Genomic DNA, 16667 nt, shown 5'->3' on the forward strand with positions numbered 1-16667 from the left:
ATAGGCTTCCAGCCTGTGTCCAACTGTGGCATAGGCTTCCAGCCCGTCTCCTCCCTGCATCAAACCATCCCACCCCAACCAGTTCGCCCCACCACCAACCTCCACCCTACCAATGCTATTCACATCCATCGATTTCAAACGCTCAGGTAAACAACAAGGTTTCCTGCAGGTCCCATACTCGCATAACCTGGGCGGCTGGGCCAATGTGATGATACCGATCACCACCGTCGCGGCCGGCACCGGTCCGACGGTGTTGATTTTAGGAGGTAATCATGGAGATGAATATCAAGGGCAAGTAGCGGGCATGAAGTTGGCTCGCGAGTTGACCGACGAGATGGTCACTGGTCGGATCATCATCATTCCGTCGCTCAATTTTCCTGCAGCCAAATCCGCCACTCGGCTTTCGCCGTTGGATGGCATGAATATGAATCGCGCTTTTCCGGGACAACCCGAAGGCAATGTCACTAGTCAAATCGCGCACTACCTGACCCACGTGCTCTTCCCTATGTCTGACGTAGTAATCGATATCCACTCGGGCGGACGCAGCATGGAATTTGTTCCCTGTGCACACATGCATCTAGTTGCGGATTTGCAGCAGCGACGCAAAATGTTGGCTGCGATGTTAGCCTGGAACACCGACTTTGCGTTCATCTATGCTGATATCGCCGGCAGCGGTTTGTTGCCAGTCGAAGCCGAAAATCAGGGCAAGACGGTGGTGACTACAGAACTCGGTGGCGGCGAAGGCGTATCGGCCGCGGTGCATCGCATCGCCCAGCATGGCCTGGCCAACGTGCTGCGGCACTTGGGCGTGCTTAGCGGACCAGTGCAATCGCGTCAAACTTTAAACTTGCCGCCGACGATCATTACGCAAGCGCTCAACCGCGAAGACTACTTGCTGGCCCCCGAGTCCGGTATCTTCGAAATCTGTGTCGACCTGGGAGCCAAAGTTTGCGCCGGACAAACGATCGGCTATATCCATCACTTGGAACGGCACGATCGACAACCCGATCCGATCGAAGCCCAGGGCAGCGGATATCTCATCACGATGCGCACGCCCTGCCTTACCACTCAAGGCGACTGCGTAGCTGTGATTGCTCAGGAGGTGGCGCTCAGCCAGTTAGATGGTAGCCAATCGTGAGCACACTACCCGGATCGCAAGCTTCGACACCGGAGGTGACGACCAGGACGAGTTGGCAAGCCACTCAGCTGGTGGCCTTTATGTGGCTGGCGTACTTCTTGAATTACTGCGATCGTCAAGCAGTCTTCAGTATGTTTCCCGCTCTCAAGCAAGACTTGGGATTTGACGACCGGCAGCTGGGATTAATCGGTGCTATTTTCTTGTGGGTTTATGGGTTCGGTTGTCCAATCGCAGGTTGGGCTGCGGATCGATTTAGTAAGCGAGCGTTGGTTGTCTGCAGCTTGATCATCTGGAGTGCAGTCACAATTGCTACCGGCTTTGTAAATTCAGTGATCATGATGTTGCTGTTGCGAGCGGCGATGGGGATTTCAGAGTCGCTCTATATGCCTGCAGCCGTTTCACTGACCGCCAATGCTCATGCGCCGCATCAACGCTCGCGAGCTGTATCGGTGCTGACGACCGCACAAATCATGGGCACAATTGCGGGCGGATGGTTCGGTGGCTGGATGGCTCAGCATGGTCATTGGCGCATGGCCTTCTTCATCTTGGGCGGCGTAGGCGTGTTGTACGCAGTGCCGTATTTTCTCTTTCTAAGACAAGTGGATGAAACGCCCGTCGTTGAAACCAGGCGTAGTCCCGATCAACGCGACCAGGTGGGTACGCTGTTTGTCCCTACGTACCTGGTGCTGTGCGTCGTGTTTCCGGTATTTGTATTTGGATTGTGGATGCTGTTATCGTGGCTGCCTGCATTCTTGTCTGAAAAATTTGATTTGCAGATGGGCCAGGCTGGTTTTACGGCTACGATTTATCTGCAAGGCGCAATGTTGGTAGGCTTGCTGTGTGGCGGAGTCCTGGCCGATTGGCTGTTCGCGTTCACCAAAGCCTCGCGGTTATGGTTGCTCGTAATTAGCTTCGTTGGCTGCGCGCCGTGTTTGCACTTTATAGGCAATTCAGCGTCGCTGGTCATGACGTGTGTCGCCGCGAGTGGATTTGGTTTGCTGGGTGGATTTCTGGCTGGGAATATCTTTCCGGCCGCCTTCGAAGTGGTGCCGACCACCATGCGTGCCTCGGCTGTCGGCTGGTTGAATTTCTTCGGAGCAGCTTTGTCTGGTTTTGCGCCGCTGACCGCGGGTGTGTGGAAGCAGACCATCGGTATCGAAGGCTTGCTCAGCTATACCTCGATCGCTTACGTTATGGCCGCAGCCTGCGTTGTCGCCTGCATCTTCGGCCTATTTCAACGAGACTACGCGCGAGTTCATTAATATGTCAACTATTCTGATCGCTGAATGCAAACAGGAAGTCTCGACCTTCAATCCGCACCTGAGCCGATATGAAGACTTCGCCGTACGCTTGGGCAGCCAGCTCGTCGACTATCATCGCACAGTGCGCAATGAAGTGGGCGGCGCGTTGAGCGTGTTTGATCAGCGAGCGGATATCCAAATCGTGCCCGCGGCCAGCGCTCACTTCATCACCTCGGGCGGTACCTTGGCCCAACCCGACTGGGAACGTTTATCGACCGAACTAATCGATAGCATTCGCTTAGCCGCTGAACGACACACGATCGACGGCGTGTACTTCTCCATGCACGGCGCAATGGCTACGGAGGAAGAGCTCGATCCCGAAGGTTGGCTGTTGACACAAACGCGGCAGATCGTTGGCCCCAAAGTGCCGATTGTGGTCTCGCTCGATTTGCATGGCATTCTAACCGATCGCATGCTTCAGCAATCTAACGCCATTGTCGCTTATCACACCTATCCGCACGTCGACTTCTATCAAACCGGACAGCGAGCGGCTCGACTGCTGCTGCGCATCCTGGACGATGGCGTTCGGCCGGTGACTGCCAAGGTCACCCTACCTGCGCTTGTGCGGGGCGATGAGTTGATTACGGAAACCGGGCTCTTCGGCGAGAGTATTCGCCTGGCCCAGTCGCTGGAAGCCGATCGTGCTTTGTCTGCGGGTATGTTCATTGGCAATCCTTTTACGGATGTACCTGCCCTGCAAACATACAGTTTTGTAGTTACCGACAATGATCCGGAGCTGGCCGAGCGCGAAGCCCAGCGACTGGCTGAGGCCTTCTGGAAACATCGCGAGCATATGCAAGTTCCTTTGAAGAGTCTGAATGAACTGAAACAGGTTCTCTTTCAATCGCATACAGGAACTCTGGGACTGGTCGATGCAGCTGATGCCACCAGCAGTGGTGCCTCTGGGGACAGCAACGCTGTCCTCCGCGCGTTAATAGAAGCCAACTATCGTGGGCGAACTTTACTGCCAATCGTCGACCAGCCCGCGGCCATGCAAGCTCATGCAGCCGGAGTTGGTGCCACGATACAAACAACACTCGGTGGTTCACTAGATGCGCAGCGGTTCACGCCGATCGCGGTCTCGGCTCGTGTACGGCTGCTCAGCGATGGCCGCTTTCGCAGTGAGTCGTTTGGTGAAGAATGGGTCGCTGGTCCGACTGCCGTGTTGGAGATCGATAACTTCACGTTGGTCGTCAGCAGTCGCGCGGTCAGTTTATATGATCGGTCATTCTTTTATGCGCACGGCCAAGACCCCAAGCATTTTGAAGCCGTGGTGATTAAATCACCGCATTGTCAACATCACATGTTTGCCGACTGGTGTAGTCAGATGATTAACATCGATGCGCCTGGTTCATCCAGTGCCAACTTGAAATACCTGGGGCACACCCGCTGCCCGCGCCCCATCTTTCCGCTAGATGAATTTAAAATCACCGGTTTCAAATCGCAAATTTTTGGCTCAAGTTTCAACCCGTAAACGCTTCTCCTACTCCTACTCCTACTCCTACTCCTACTCCTACTCCTACTCCTACTCCTACTCCTACTCCTACTCCTTACTCGTTACTCCTCATGAAAATAACTGAAATTCGCTGTGCTGGTCTGCGTGGTGCCACTCCCGAAGGCGGTTGGAGCAACGAACTGCGACCCGAGGATTGCGTGCATACGCTGATCTTTGTATCAACCGATGCGGGACTGACTGGGCTGGGTAGTGTCTTTACCAACGATGGACTGGTGCGGGCGGCGCTAGCTGTGCTGGAGCCTTTGTATCGTGGCGAGAGTGCACTCGAACCCGAGCGTGTTAGCGAGAAGCTGCATCAGCACATGTTCTGGTTGGGACGTGGTGGTTCGATTACGCATACGATTAGCGGCATCGACATTGCGCTATGGGATTTGCTTGGTCAAGCCACCGGTCAATCGGTGGGACGCTTGATGGGTGGTCGCTATCGTGAGCGAGTGCAGCCGTATGCTTCGCTGCTGATGGACGAGCCTGAAAAGTTGCGTGATCATCTGCAGCAAGTCAAGGCGCAAGGCTTCCGAGCATTCAAGATCGGCTGGGGCCCCTTTGGTCGACGCAATGCGAAAACGGATGAAGCCATCGTAGAAGCGGCCCGTGAGGCGATTGGACCAGAGTGCAAGTTGATGGTCGATGCTGGCGGCAGTGACGCTTACTGGACCAACGGCTACAAGTGGGCCATCCAAGCAGCTCACATGTTAGCCAAATACGATGTGACTTGGTTTGAAGAGGCCCTGGTACCCGATGCATTAGAAGACTTCGTAAAGCTTCGCGAACATTCGCCGGTGCCGATTTCAGGCGGCGAAGTGTTAACGCGCCGCCAGGCATTTCAACCTTGGCTTCAAGCTCGCGCCTTTGACATCATCCAACCTGACGTTACCAAAGTTGGTGGTTTGAGCGAAGAGCGACGTATTGCCTGGATGGCGCAAGACTATGGCGTCAAGTTTGTACCACACGGTTGGAACACCGCCGTCGGCCTGGCGGCCGATCTGCAACTGGCGACAGCCATCTCGGGTACCGAGTATGTCGAGTACCTCACCGGCTCGCCCTTCATCGACGAGCTAACCGAAGGCGGTTGGCAACTCGACGATGACGGCATGTTGGCCATCCCCAACCTGCCTGGCTTGGGACTCAAGTTAAATGCAGATGCACTCGAAAAGTATTCCTTTGGAGTGTAGCCTTTGGAGTGCTGCGGCGTTAGCCGTAGCTTTGATGTGATAACCGACTGTTCCGCAGCCTGCACGAACTAAGTTACTCCAAACTTCCAGAGCGACTCAGGCTGCGGCAAGAGACTCTACTTACATCAAAGCGGTGCCAGATGTCACCGCACTCCATGGCGCTCACACGATGGCTTCTACGATCTTATGATCATCGGCTGGTTCGACTAGTCGCAGATCGATCACGACTCGACCATCTTCCACTTTGGTCCAAATGGCTGATCCAGATTTGCCGGTGGCCAGTTCTCGTGACAGCTCTTCGGCAGACTGATCGCGAGGCGTGAGCACAACTGCGTGGGTTGGCAGTTGGTAGCGATGAAACGGTGACGGACCAAGCTTGGTTTGCTTGGCGATCACTTCGGCGGTGGTCACCCGTTTGGTATCGTTCAATTGAATGGCCAAACGTCGAGCACGATCTTTCAAGTTCTCGATATTCGTTAACAGCAACTGCGTTACGCTGGAGGGTGGCGTTTCGGTGGGTCGCGCAAAAATGGCAGCAGCGGCGGCGAGAGTGGGACCATGTAGGAGCGTGCCGGTGACCAGCGCAGCTGTGCGTATCGATTGCACTAGTGAATTTCGACCTGCCACCACCGCTCCAGTTACGCCACCTAACAATCCATCCAGCGGCACGATTATCAAGTCGCTACCAGCTGAGAGCATCGCGTTAATCTGCGGAAAACCTAACGCGGCCAGACCTGCATCGAGCGTACCGTCGAACGCAAGGTCTACAACTTGTGCTCCGATTTCTTTAGCGCGGGACAAGGCCGCTTTACTTTGCGTTTGAGCTTCGGGGACTTCCAGCGAATTGGGGCTCAAGCGGACAAGCGTTTGCTTGCTGTGCGATAACGCGGCCTGCCAGTCTTCCGCACTGGCACCATTGACCGCGCCTACGTCGACAAAGGCATGTTTACCGGCATCCAAGATCGCACGCACATCGGTTGGACCGGGCACGCGGAGGACATCGCTGCGCGCGATTACCAGCCCACCATGAAATGCATCGGCGCGAGTTAGCAAAGCCAACGCGGCAGCTGGACTGCTGACGAAGATTGCCGCCTCAGCGCCAAGGCACGTCTGCACAGTATGGGTCGCATATTGTTCTAACTGAACATGATCTTGAAAGTTGATAGCCGAGGCCACTAGAGCTTGCACCGCTGCCGAGTCGCCTGGCAAACTTGACCAACGTACATCGAACAATTGCCCCGTGGCATTGATGGCCGCCGGGCTGGCTTGATTCTGTTCCAGCACGCGTTCGACCATCGACTCGAACCAACCGCGAGCTTGCCGCCACGCATCTTGCACCTGGCCAACTGGATTGGAATCCTTGATACCGACTTTGTGTAGCGTTTCCCGCACAGCATTGGTTAGCGTGGGTTGGCTCAGCAGGTCCAGAACTTTCGAAACTGCTTGGGGCGGCAAGAGCTCTTCGAGTCGGCTTGGAAACTTTACCATGACTGATTCGTCCTTCGATTCTATAGCGTGGGGCGGCAACTACTTAGTGTACCGTCTATTGGCGCGATCGTAGAGCGGCTGTTCTCAGCCGCTCGTGTGTAGAGCGGCTGTCTCCAGCCGCTCAGCACCCGGCAAGTCGGCAAACTCTAACACTGGACACCTAGTCGGAAGATACTTTGATTAACAGGTGCTGAGCGGCTGAGGACAGCCGCTCTACGGGACACCTAGTCGGAAGATACTTTGATTAGCAGGTGCTGAGCGGCTGAGGACAGCCGCTCTACGGGACACCTAGTCGGAAGATACTTTGATTAACGGGTGCTGAGCGGCTGAGGACAGCCGCTCTACGGGACACCTAGTCGGAAGATACTTTGATTAACAGGTGCTGAGCGGCTGAGGACAGCCGCTCTACGGGACACCCGTCAGCTTTACTGAGTCTGTATAATGAGGTTTCTTGTCCCATCAAGTGACAAGGATAGAGAGTCAACCACCCCAACTAGAAACACTGGTTCATGTTTGAAGCAAAGAATACGCAACGTGCAGTTGTGCGTATTGGCTACGATGGTCGCGTGCACAAGGAGTTCCGCGGCCCCCAAGCGGAGACGCGTTTTGCAAACGAAATGAAGGTTCTGAAATACTTGGAAGCCCGCAAGTGTGATTTCGTTCCGCGACTGTTGGATGCCGACCCAGCCACTCTGACCCTCGTCACCACCAATTGTGGTTCGCGCGTCGAACATATGGGTGAGCAAAGAATGCAGGAAATTTTTGCCGAGTTGGAATCGTTTGGCGTCCGCCACGACGATCCCTTCTTGCGGAATATCACGTACCGAGCCACCGATGGTCGCTTTTGTGTCATCGATTTTGAATTCGCCACGATTGTCGGTCCCGAACCCGAAAAAGTCAGCGAGAGCGACGAGAGCGGTTTGAATGAGACACCGCTGCGCATCCACTGGTCGGGCATGACGCACCCCGGTCGATTTCGCCCCAACAACGAAGATACTTTTCTGGCCGTTCTGCTGGATAAGCGCGGTGTCCGATACTTGGGCAAGAACGGCGAAGCGTCGATGGCGGAGACCGATTTCATCTTCGCCGTTAGCGATGGCATGGGCGGTGAACGCTCGGGCGAATTCGCCAGCAAGATCGCAATGGAAAAGATCACCTCGATCTTGCCTAAGCAGTTTGGACTCTCCGAAAATCGCTTCTTGGCTTACAGCAACTCAATTCTGATGGAGTTGTTTACAGGCATCCATCGCGAAATGACCAAGTTAGGTCGCTTTGACGCAGACTGCCAAAACATGGGCGCCACATTGACGCTGGCCTGGTTCCGACGCGGACACTTGGTCTTTGGCCACGTGGGTGATACTCGCTTGTATCGATTGCCTGCGGCCGGTGGAATTGAACAGGTCAGCGAAGATCATACGCATGTCGGTTGGCTGCGACGCAAAGGTGAACTGAATGAGCGAGCCGCGCGGATGCATCCGCGGAAGAACGTGTTGGCTCAAGCCCTCGGTGCCGGCCATCAATTTCTGAAACCCCACATTGGATGCATCGACTATGCGGCTGGAGATCGGTTTGTTTTATGTAGCGATGGCCTGATCGAAGGCTTGTGGGACCGTGGCATCGACGAAATCGTGCGTGCAGACGAGTCCGCGTTCGATGCACCGGTAGCCCAACGGTTAGTCCTAACCTCCATCGCTGAGTGCGGTCGAGATAACGCCACCGCCGTGGTCATCCGTACGGATATAACTTAAAATTCGTAGCCGAACTCGCCAGAGTTTGGACACACACTTGAAATTCGTAGCCGAACTCGCCAGAGTTTGGACACACACTTGAAATCCGTAGCCGAACTCGCCAGAGTTTGGACACACATTCAACGGATGCAATTCAACAGTTCCGCTTGCAATCGCACTGTCGAGGCAACCAAAGGTCGCGGTGCCCACAGCTGAAATTCGCCGCCGCTGACATCTTGACATTGTGCCCCGGCGCGGCGCGCGATTAACACCCCGGCGGCGATATCCCACGTCTGCACATTCGAAGCCCAATACGCATCCAAACATCCCTGGGCCACGTAACAAAGATTCAGGGCTGCCGAGCCCAAGCGGCGGACAGACTGAGCCGCTTCCAAGACGCGTAAGAACTGCGCGACCTCCGGATCATCGCGTTTGACTCCCGCCGGAAAGCTGGCCGCAATCATCGCTTGATCCATCGTCGTGCATGCACTGCTCTTGATCGGTTCGCCGTTATGCAAAGCACGCCCTTCGTCGGTGGCTGTAAACAAATCACCTGCGATCGGATCGTAGACCACCCCGCATAAGACTTGCGAACCCCGAACCAGTGCGATCGAAACGGCAAACATGTTCAAGCCGTGTACGTAATTGGCTGTGCCATCCAGTGGATCGACCACCCACAGAAGTTTGCCACTGTCGATGGCCGCTTGTCGCTGAGCTGGCGAGGACTCTTCGCCGAGAAAGGCGTGATCAGGAAAGCGGTTCTGGAAGTAACGCTCGATGGCTTGCTGAGCCGCCAGGTCGGCGTCGGTAACCAGGTCGCGGGGGGCTTTTTCGCGAGTGCTGAACTTACTTCGGTAGTTTCGCAGAACGCCGCCGGCCAGTTGAGCCGCTTCGACGGCTGCTTTCAAGTAAGTTTCGTTCACTCGCTACCTCTAAGCTTGGACATGCTTGGACATCGGGAAGGGGCCGACCCCGCCACCTCTCCAAGGCGCAGCCTTGGGGAGGTCGCTAACCTAGCGCACTGCCCCCCTCCCGCAGCCGACGGCTAAACGCCGTCGTCTGCGACCTCCCCCAAGCGAGCTTGGGGGAGGTGACTCGTCACCTTTGCAAGGCACCCCGGAACGCATCCTATTTTGTCATAAATTCGCGCTGCGAAAAGCATGGACAACGGCTCTGGCTTGGCGCACAATGAAGGAAGAGAGACAAATATCATTCCGGCCTCTTCTCTGTTCCGACCCCGTTGTCAGTTCGCTGATAACGGGGTTTTTTTGTGGCCCAGCCATGTGGCATAGGCTTCCAGCCTGTGTGAACTGTGGCATAGGCTTCCAGCCTGTGTGAACTGTGGCATAGGCTTCCAGCCTGTGTACCAAGAACCAGCCACTCAAGCGCCACACTACATCACCAAGGGCACCACAAAGCGGCTCTCGGTTTCTTCTGGCAAGGCCGGTGGTTCGATCCACGGAATATGATTGTCCTTAGCCAGGCAATCATTGATCATCTTGCGAGCGGCGTCGATGACCAATTGCAGAACTTCGCGTACCGTAGCCCCGTGCGATTCGGGAAGCGGCAAATTGGCGGCCCTTCCACGCGTTTGCCCTTCACCCAAGCGGCAAATTAGAACTTCCAGTTCATAGATGGCTGCCGGTTCTGGTCGAGGATTACGCATATCGCCTAAGTTATTCTCTGCCGATCGCTTATCCATCACTAGCTCATCGGCTGACGGCGTGTTGCCTGCCAGGGCCATACCCGATTTCATACTAGTCGCTCCGTAAGCTGTCCGTAGTTCCGACTGTAGAAGAACGAACTTGATTAGCAAGCTCTGTTCTCGCTGCCCGCATCATACAGCCGACCGGTCTGATATGCGACTACTTTTTCAGTTGTCGATCACCCTCCGACAGACGGGGGGCGTCACAAGTCGAACATTCGCAAAGGTTTACGCAGAGAGTCTGGTGATAAACTTTGCCCGGAACCCTCAAAAGAGATACTCGGAAGATTCAGGAAAAGTTGTTAGTAAGCATTCTGTTGCTTGAAGACTACAAAGACCGTGCGGAAGAGAATTTGCAGATCCAACCACACCGACCACTCGCGAATGTAGCGATGGTCACATTCGACGCGTTTTTGCATTTTGTCGATGGTCTCGGTTTCGCCGCGGTAGCCTTCGACTTGGGCCAGACCGGTGATGCCTGGTTTAACTTTGTGACGCAGCATGTAACCGGGAATCAGTTTTCGGTAGCGTTCATTGTGAGCCGAAGCATGCGGTCGGGGTCCCACCAGTGACATCGAACCTTCGATCACATTAAAGAGCTGTGGCAACTCATCGAGCGATGTTTTGCGCAAAACGGCACCTACGCGCGTGATGCGCGGATCGTCGCGCGTAGCCTGATTGACCACAGGTCCGTTATCGCAAGTTCGCATCGAGCGAAATTTCCACACCAGTATCTCTTTGCCGTCCAGCCCATAACGCTTTTGACGAAAGAAGACCGGGCCTGGTGAACTGAGTTTAACCAGCAAGGCACAAGCCAACATTACCGGAGCAATCACAACTAGTCCCAAGATGGCGACCGCCAAGTCGAAGCCGCGCTTGACCCAGCCATCTACACCGTAGAGCGGCGTTTCAAACACGCTGACCGCCGGCAACCCGCCGATCTGCGTCCAGCGCGAGTGCAGGAGTTCAAAGACGAAAAAGTCCGGCACGATATACACATTGGCTGTCGTGTCACCGAGTTGTTCGAGCAGTTGTCGAATACGACTTTCGGCGCGCATCGGCAAAGTGATGAACACCGTATCGAACTCGCCAGCCTTGGCGCGACGCACCAGTTCTTCGATTCTTCCCAAGTGCATCTCGGGGACCTTGAGATCATCCAGTGTACGTTGAGTGGCGCGATCGTCGAAAAAGCCCATGATCCGCAAGCCGCAAGCTGGATTGTTGCGCGCGTTCTCCGCCAGATGTTTGCCTAGCGCATTGAGGCCCACAACAGCACAACGCCGGGTTGTCCAACCGCCGCTGGATAGTACTTCGCTGAAGATACGCAACGCTACGCGCATCAACCCCATCTGAGTAACTGCGACGATACTCCAACTGAGAATGCTGCGCCGTGCGAACTCTTCTCCAAAGCGCGTCAGCAGCAAGAAGACGGCCAGCAAGCACAGCGTACCCAACCAGGTCGTCAGAGTACTGAGCAGCTCGCGCTGGGCGCTCTGGCTGCGATCCTGCGTGTACAAGCTATTGACTTCACCGACCAACAAGAACAAAGTCGAAGCAGCTAATGCCACGATCAATGTGTATTCGTTAACCTGCTGTCCCACGATCCATACGCTCAAGTACAACCCACCCACGATACAGAGTGCATCGCTCGCTCGCTGTATGGTTGCCAAGACGCGTCGTTGCTGACTGATGAAAAATCCGGACATGACAAACCTGCAGATAAATCCTGTATTTTCAGATCCTGGAATGGTAGGTCGCATCTCAAGACGCGTTGCATTTCCAGGGTTGGAACGCGCGATTTCAAATCGCGCTCACAGGCTCTCGTCCCTACATCCGCTACAATCTGGTCTTTGGAGTGCGGTGCCATCCGGCACCGCTTTGATGTAAGCGAAGTCTCATGCCGCAGCCTGAGTCACTCTGAAAGTCTGGAGTCACCTGGTTCGTACTGGCTGCGGTACAGTTGGGTTATCACATCAAAGCTACGGCTGCGCCGCAGCAGTCAACCTTGGAGTGCGGTGCCATCTGGCACCGCTTTGATGTAAGTTAAGTCTCATGCCGCAGCCTGAGTCACTCTGGACGCTCGGATCACCTTGTTCGTACTGGCTGCGGTACCGTTGGGTTATCACATCAAAGCTACGGCTGCGCCGCAGCACTCCAAAGAGCGCCGCAGCACTTCAAGGGAGCGATTCATGGTCGAATTCAAAACGAGTCGAGGTCAGCAATGGATCGGGGCGGAATGGCAAGATGGTCAAGGCGAAGAGGCGACCAGCCACAGCCCTGTTGATGGCCGAGTCTGCTGGCAAGGAAATTACGCGCACAGTACTCAAGCCGACGCCGCAGTAGCTCACGCGGAGCGCGCCTTTGCGGCTTGGAGTCTGCGACCACTGGATGAACGCATCGCATTTACCAAACAATTTGCCAGCTACGTCGATGCACATCGATCGGAACTGGCGGAAGTGATCAGCTGGGAAACTGGCAAGCCGCTCTGGGAATCACTGACGGAAGTTGCCACCGTCATCGGAAAAGTCACCAATGCGATCGATGCCCTACACGCGCGACGCTGGACGACCCATGAGACTCAAGGCGAACTGCAAGCGGTGACGCGTTATAAACCGCATGGAGTGATGCTGGTGCTGGGGCCGTTCAATCTGCCGGCGCATTTGCCTGGTGCTCACATCGTGCCAGCCCTGCTGGCAGGAAACACCGTCGTCTTCAAACCTAGCGAACTAACGCCCGCAGTGGGCCAGTGGCTGGCCACGGCATGGCAACACGCCGAACTTCCGGCAGGTGTCCTTAATCTAGTGCATGGCGATGCCTCTATCGCCCAGCAGATGGCTAGTGACAACCGCGTAGCTGGCGTGCTGTTCACCGGTAGTTATCGCGCGGGTGCCAGTCTGCACAAGTTGTTGGGCGGCCAACCAGAAAAAATTCTCGCCCTCGAAATGGGTGGCAACAATCCCTTGGTCGTTCACCGAGTCAGCGATCTGCCCGCCGCCGTTATGCAGATTATCGAGTCGGCGTACATCACTGCAGGACAGCGCTGCACCTGTGCAAGGCGGTTGATCATCACTGAACAATCGCAACCCGAGCGACTGATCGAACTGCTGAAGTCAGCCATCCAAGCCATACGCGTCGGCTTGCCCTTTGACCAACCCTCGCCGTTTATGGGAACGCTTGTGCGACCATCGGCTGCGGCCCGCATGCTCGAAGCCCAAGCCAACCTGATCAGTCGCGGAGCTCGACCAATCGTGGAACTCAAAAGCGATAAACGTTCCAGCGCGATCGTCACCCCGGGACTACTGGACATGACCGGGATCGCGGGTGACGATGTCGAGCACTTTGGGCCGCTGCTGTGCGTCGAACGCGTCGAGTCGTTGAGCGCCGCTATCGTGGCTGCCAATACAACCCGCTTTGGATTAGCCGCGGGGCTGTTGGCGGATAACCCTGATGACTACCACACGTTCGTCAATCATGTTCGCGCGGGTATCGTGAACTGGAATCGACAGACGACCGGTGCTAGTGGCCGGTTACCGTTTGGTGGTGTCGGGGCCAGTGGCAATCACATGCCCAGCGGTTTCTTTGCTTCAGACTACTGCGCTTACCCGGTTGCTTCCTTGGAAGCGGCCCGCGTGCCGGGTGTAACAGGCAAGTTGTCGCCAGGATTAGAGGGGGCCGTGCAGGCATGTATGTCGAAGTAAATGTGGATGCCTTGGTGGGACCGACACATCACTTTGGTGGCGTAGGCGTTGGCAATGTCGCCTCGGTCGAACATGAACGTCAACCATCCAGTCCGCGACGTGCCGCACTGGAAGGTTTACGGAAGGCGCGCCTGGTGGCTTCGCTGGGCGTACCACAGTTTGTGTTGCCACCGCTTGTGCGACCGCTGTCCGACTTTTTAGCTCAATTGGGATTCACCGGTACATTAGCAGAGCAGTGCAGGGCTGCACGCCTGCAAGCTCCCCATGCTTATTCAGCCACGTTCAGTAGCGCATTTATGTGGGCGGCCAACGCTGGTACCTATGCACCCGCCTGCGACTGCCTGGACCGTCGGCATCACTTGACCTTAGCCAATCTATCCAGCAGTTGGCATCGATTGTCGGAGCATGCGGCCCGCCAGGTTCAGTTCCAGAAGATGTTCAGCAGCTTGCTGGATGACAATTATAAGATTCACACAGCCCTGCCGCCCGTGTGGCCACTCCGCGACGAAGGCGCTGCCAACCACATGCGGCTGTGCGATGATTCTGGCACGCGCGCAGTTCATGTATTCGTGTATGGGGACGCAGCTCACGTTCGACCGACTGAGCACTATCACGGATCTAGCCACGGATCTAGCCAACGTTTCCTGGCACGACAATCGCGGGCGGCCTGCGAAGCGGTGGCTCGATTGAATCAACTCGATCCAGCTCGAACTTTTTTCTTACAGCAACATCCGCAAGCCATCGACGCGGGCGTATTTCACAATGATGTAATCGCCACCAGTCACCGGAATGTCTTGCTGATGCACGAGCAAGCGTTCATCGATGCCGACAACAAAATAGAACAGCTGGCAACTACCTTTAGGCAAGTAACCGGTCAGCAGTTGAACATCATCCACGTCGGCAGTAGCGAAATTAGTTTGCAGGCAGCGATCAGCAGTTACTTGTTCAACAGTCAATTAATCACACCCGCAGAGGACCAGCACGCGATGGTGCTTATCTGCGCTGAGCAATGTCGACAAACTGCCAGTGTGAAGAATTTTATCGAACGCACGATTGCCAATAGCACCAATCCGATCACAGCCGTGCACTACGTGTCGTTGGATGAAAGCATGTCGGGCGGCGGTGGGCCAGCTTGTCTCCGCCTGCGATTGGCGTTACCGGAGACAGACATCGAGCACTTTGCACCTCAGTTTCGTTTGACCGATCGCCTGGCTGACGAGCTTGAGCGTTGGATTGAAACCTACTATCCCCAGCAATTGACCTGGGAGACATTAGCGATTGAGGACAACCGGGCATACCGCACTAGTCCGTGGTCGACTTACGAGTAAACAAAACAGGATAAGCACGTGACCACGTGCTTAGTTGTCTACGGTGCAACGCCAGCCAGTTTGCAGACGATCACATACTCGCCTGGTGACACAGGTTGCACGCTCAGCCTTGAGCCTTTCTGCAAGAGCACCATCTTCTCGAGTCCTTTAACGCTACGCAGGCTGGTCAGGGACAGAGGCATGGCGAACTTGTCCATAAATTTGACATCGACCATGTACCAGCGCGGATTGGACTGATCGGTTTTAGGATCGTAATGCGGATCGTTAGGATCCCACGCGGTGAAGTCGGGATAGCCGGTGCGGGCAATGGTGGCTCGCCCAACGATTGCGGGCTCGTCGCAGTTACTGTGGTAATACAGGACAACATCGCCCAATTGCATCAGATCGCGCAACGTATTGCGAGCTTGATAATTGCGTACGCCATCCCAGTAGGTCGTCTTTTTGGGTGCCTTGGCCAGATCATCGATGCTAAACACATCCGGTTCGCTTTTGATGAGCCAATACTTCGAAGCAACTGCAGCCTTAACCATATTCTCTTCAATCTTCAGTCTTCAGTCTTCAGTCTTCAATCTTCAATCTTCAATCTTCAGTCTTCAATCTAGATTCGACTTGGTTGATCACTTGTGGGTCCAGTTGCCAATCTCCGGCGGCTACCAGTTGATCGACTTGATCGGGTCGGCGGGCACCGACGATCGCAGCGGTTACTTCACTACGACGCAGAGTCCAGGCGATAGCTAACTGGGCAGCCGTCTTGCCGTGCCCAGCTGCGATTTCAGTCAGTGCTTCCACTAGTTGCAAATTGGCGGTCAGCTTGGGATCGTTGAACTGCGGATCGAGGCGTCGATGGTCATCGTCAGCCAGGCTGGCGACCCATTGGCGAGTGACCTTGCCGGTCAACAATCCTTTTTGCATGGGGCTATAAACGACGACTCCAATATTGTTTTGCCCACAGTAAGGCAAGAGCTCATCTTCTACTCCGCGCACCAGCATGCTGTAGGGTGGTTGCAGCGATGCGACCGGCGCGATTTTATGGATGCGCTCTAATTGCGAGCGATTGAAGTTACTGACACCGCCGTAGCGAATCTTGCCGGCTTTGATCAGTGAGTTGACTGCTTCCCAACCTTCTTCGATATCTTCGTCGGGTTGAGGCCAATGAATTTGGTACAAGTCGATTGTATCTACGCGCAGTCGCCGCAGGCTCTGTTCGCACTCGGCCAAGATGCTTTCGCGTTTGATCCGAGCCACGATTTGGCGATCATCCGTCCAGCAGCGTCCGCACTTGGTCGCGATAATTGGTCGCTGCGAAAGAGTCGAGAGCGCCTGGCCGACCACCTGTTCGCAGTTGCCCAGTCCATACACCGGCGCTGTGTCGATCCAGTTGATACCCAAGTCCAGCGCGCGATGAATAGCGGCAATTGAATCGCCGGTATCCTGTGGTCCCCAAGCAAATTTCCAATTTCCGCCGCCGATAGCCCAAGTCCCCAGACCGATTCGCGTCAATTGCAAGTCGGTTGATCCTAGTTGTTTCGTCTGCATAGGTTGCTATACCAATTTCTGCGGTCTACTTGTGTCAGGTGCGCCCCTCCGGTGTAAT

The 16667-nt window shown here is 55.3% G+C and carries 13 protein-coding genes; 7 read left to right on the top strand and 6 right to left on the bottom strand.

Annotated elements, in window-relative coordinates; genetic code table 11:
* Window positions 1-112 precede the first annotated feature (112 nt).
* The 4 genes from SH573x_RS23485 (at window position 113) to SH573x_RS23500 (ending at window position 5127) form a co-directional block, all read left to right on the top strand.
* Complete coding sequence (locus SH573x_RS23485) at window positions 113-1138, top strand: succinylglutamate desuccinylase/aspartoacylase family protein (protein WP_479350323.1); 1026 nt, start codon at window positions 113-115, stop codon at window positions 1136-1138.
* Window positions 1135-2400: an MFS transporter gene (locus SH573x_RS23490; RefSeq protein ID WP_479350325.1), complete on the top strand. Its 1266-nt coding sequence runs from the start codon at window positions 1135-1137 to the stop codon at window positions 2398-2400. The genes SH573x_RS23485 and SH573x_RS23490 overlap by 4 nt, the downstream gene beginning before the upstream one ends.
* Window position 2401: 1 nt before the next feature.
* The gene (locus tag SH573x_RS23495; RefSeq protein WP_479350326.1) at window positions 2402-3913 is read left to right on the top strand and encodes a M81 family metallopeptidase; all 1512 of its coding nucleotides are present in this window, start codon (window positions 2402-2404) and stop codon (window positions 3911-3913) included.
* A gap of 92 nt (window positions 3914-4005) precedes the next feature.
* The gene (locus SH573x_RS23500; protein ID WP_479350328.1) at window positions 4006-5127 is read left to right on the top strand and encodes a mandelate racemase/muconate lactonizing enzyme family protein; all 1122 of its coding nucleotides are present in this window, start codon (window positions 4006-4008) and stop codon (window positions 5125-5127) included.
* A gap of 162 nt (window positions 5128-5289) precedes the next feature.
* Here SH573x_RS23500 and SH573x_RS23505 read toward each other — a convergent pair whose 3' ends face one another.
* Window positions 5290-6615 (bottom strand): hypothetical protein, encoded by a 1326-nt coding sequence (locus SH573x_RS23505; RefSeq protein WP_479350330.1) that lies wholly within the window; start codon window positions 6613-6615, stop codon window positions 5290-5292.
* A gap of 509 nt (window positions 6616-7124) precedes the next feature.
* Here SH573x_RS23505 and SH573x_RS23510 point away from each other — a divergent pair.
* Window positions 7125-8363 carry a protein phosphatase 2C domain-containing protein gene (locus tag SH573x_RS23510; protein WP_479350331.1) on the top strand — a complete coding sequence of 413 codons (1239 nt, stop codon included), beginning with the start codon at window positions 7125-7127 and terminating at the stop codon, window positions 8361-8363.
* Between the two features lie 119 nt (window positions 8364-8482).
* Here SH573x_RS23510 and SH573x_RS23515 read toward each other — a convergent pair whose 3' ends face one another.
* The 3 genes from SH573x_RS23515 to SH573x_RS23525 all read right to left on the bottom strand — a co-directional run bounded on the left by SH573x_RS23515 (window position 8483) and on the right by SH573x_RS23525 (window position 11753).
* The gene (locus SH573x_RS23515; RefSeq protein WP_479350333.1) at window positions 8483-9265 is read right to left on the bottom strand and encodes an inositol monophosphatase family protein; all 783 of its coding nucleotides are present in this window, start codon (window positions 9263-9265) and stop codon (window positions 8483-8485) included.
* 470 nt (window positions 9266-9735) lie between these two features.
* Window positions 9736-10098, bottom strand: coding sequence for a hypothetical protein (locus SH573x_RS23520; RefSeq protein ID WP_479350335.1), 363 nt, complete (start codon window positions 10096-10098; stop codon window positions 9736-9738).
* A gap of 251 nt (window positions 10099-10349) precedes the next feature.
* Entirely contained in the window at window positions 10350-11753 is a 1404-nt protein-coding gene (locus SH573x_RS23525) for an undecaprenyl-phosphate glucose phosphotransferase (protein ID WP_479350337.1), read from the bottom strand.
* Between the two features lie 483 nt (window positions 11754-12236).
* Here SH573x_RS23525 and astD point away from each other — a divergent pair, with 483 nt between their 5' ends.
* Together astD and SH573x_RS23535 are read left to right on the top strand one after the other, a co-directional pair.
* Entirely contained in the window at window positions 12237-13745 is a 1509-nt protein-coding gene (astD, locus tag SH573x_RS23530) for a succinylglutamate-semialdehyde dehydrogenase (RefSeq protein ID WP_479350338.1), read from the top strand.
* Window positions 13730-15073, top strand: a complete 1344-nt coding sequence (locus SH573x_RS23535) for an N-succinylarginine dihydrolase (RefSeq protein WP_479350339.1) — start codon at window positions 13730-13732, stop codon at window positions 15071-15073. Before astD ends, SH573x_RS23535 begins: the two co-directional genes overlap by 16 nt.
* 38 nt (window positions 15074-15111) lie before the next feature.
* On the opposite strand, the gene SH573x_RS23540 is transcribed toward SH573x_RS23535, so the two are convergent.
* Window positions 15112-15603, bottom strand: a complete 492-nt coding sequence (locus SH573x_RS23540; RefSeq protein WP_479350341.1) for an EVE domain-containing protein — start codon at window positions 15601-15603, stop codon at window positions 15112-15114.
* A gap of 49 nt (window positions 15604-15652) precedes the next feature.
* Entirely contained in the window at window positions 15653-16609 is a 957-nt protein-coding gene (locus SH573x_RS23545; RefSeq protein WP_479350343.1) for an aldo/keto reductase, read from the bottom strand.
* Window positions 16610-16667: the final 58 nt, after the last annotated feature.

This window comes from Rania fehmarnensis (assembly GCF_056494185.1).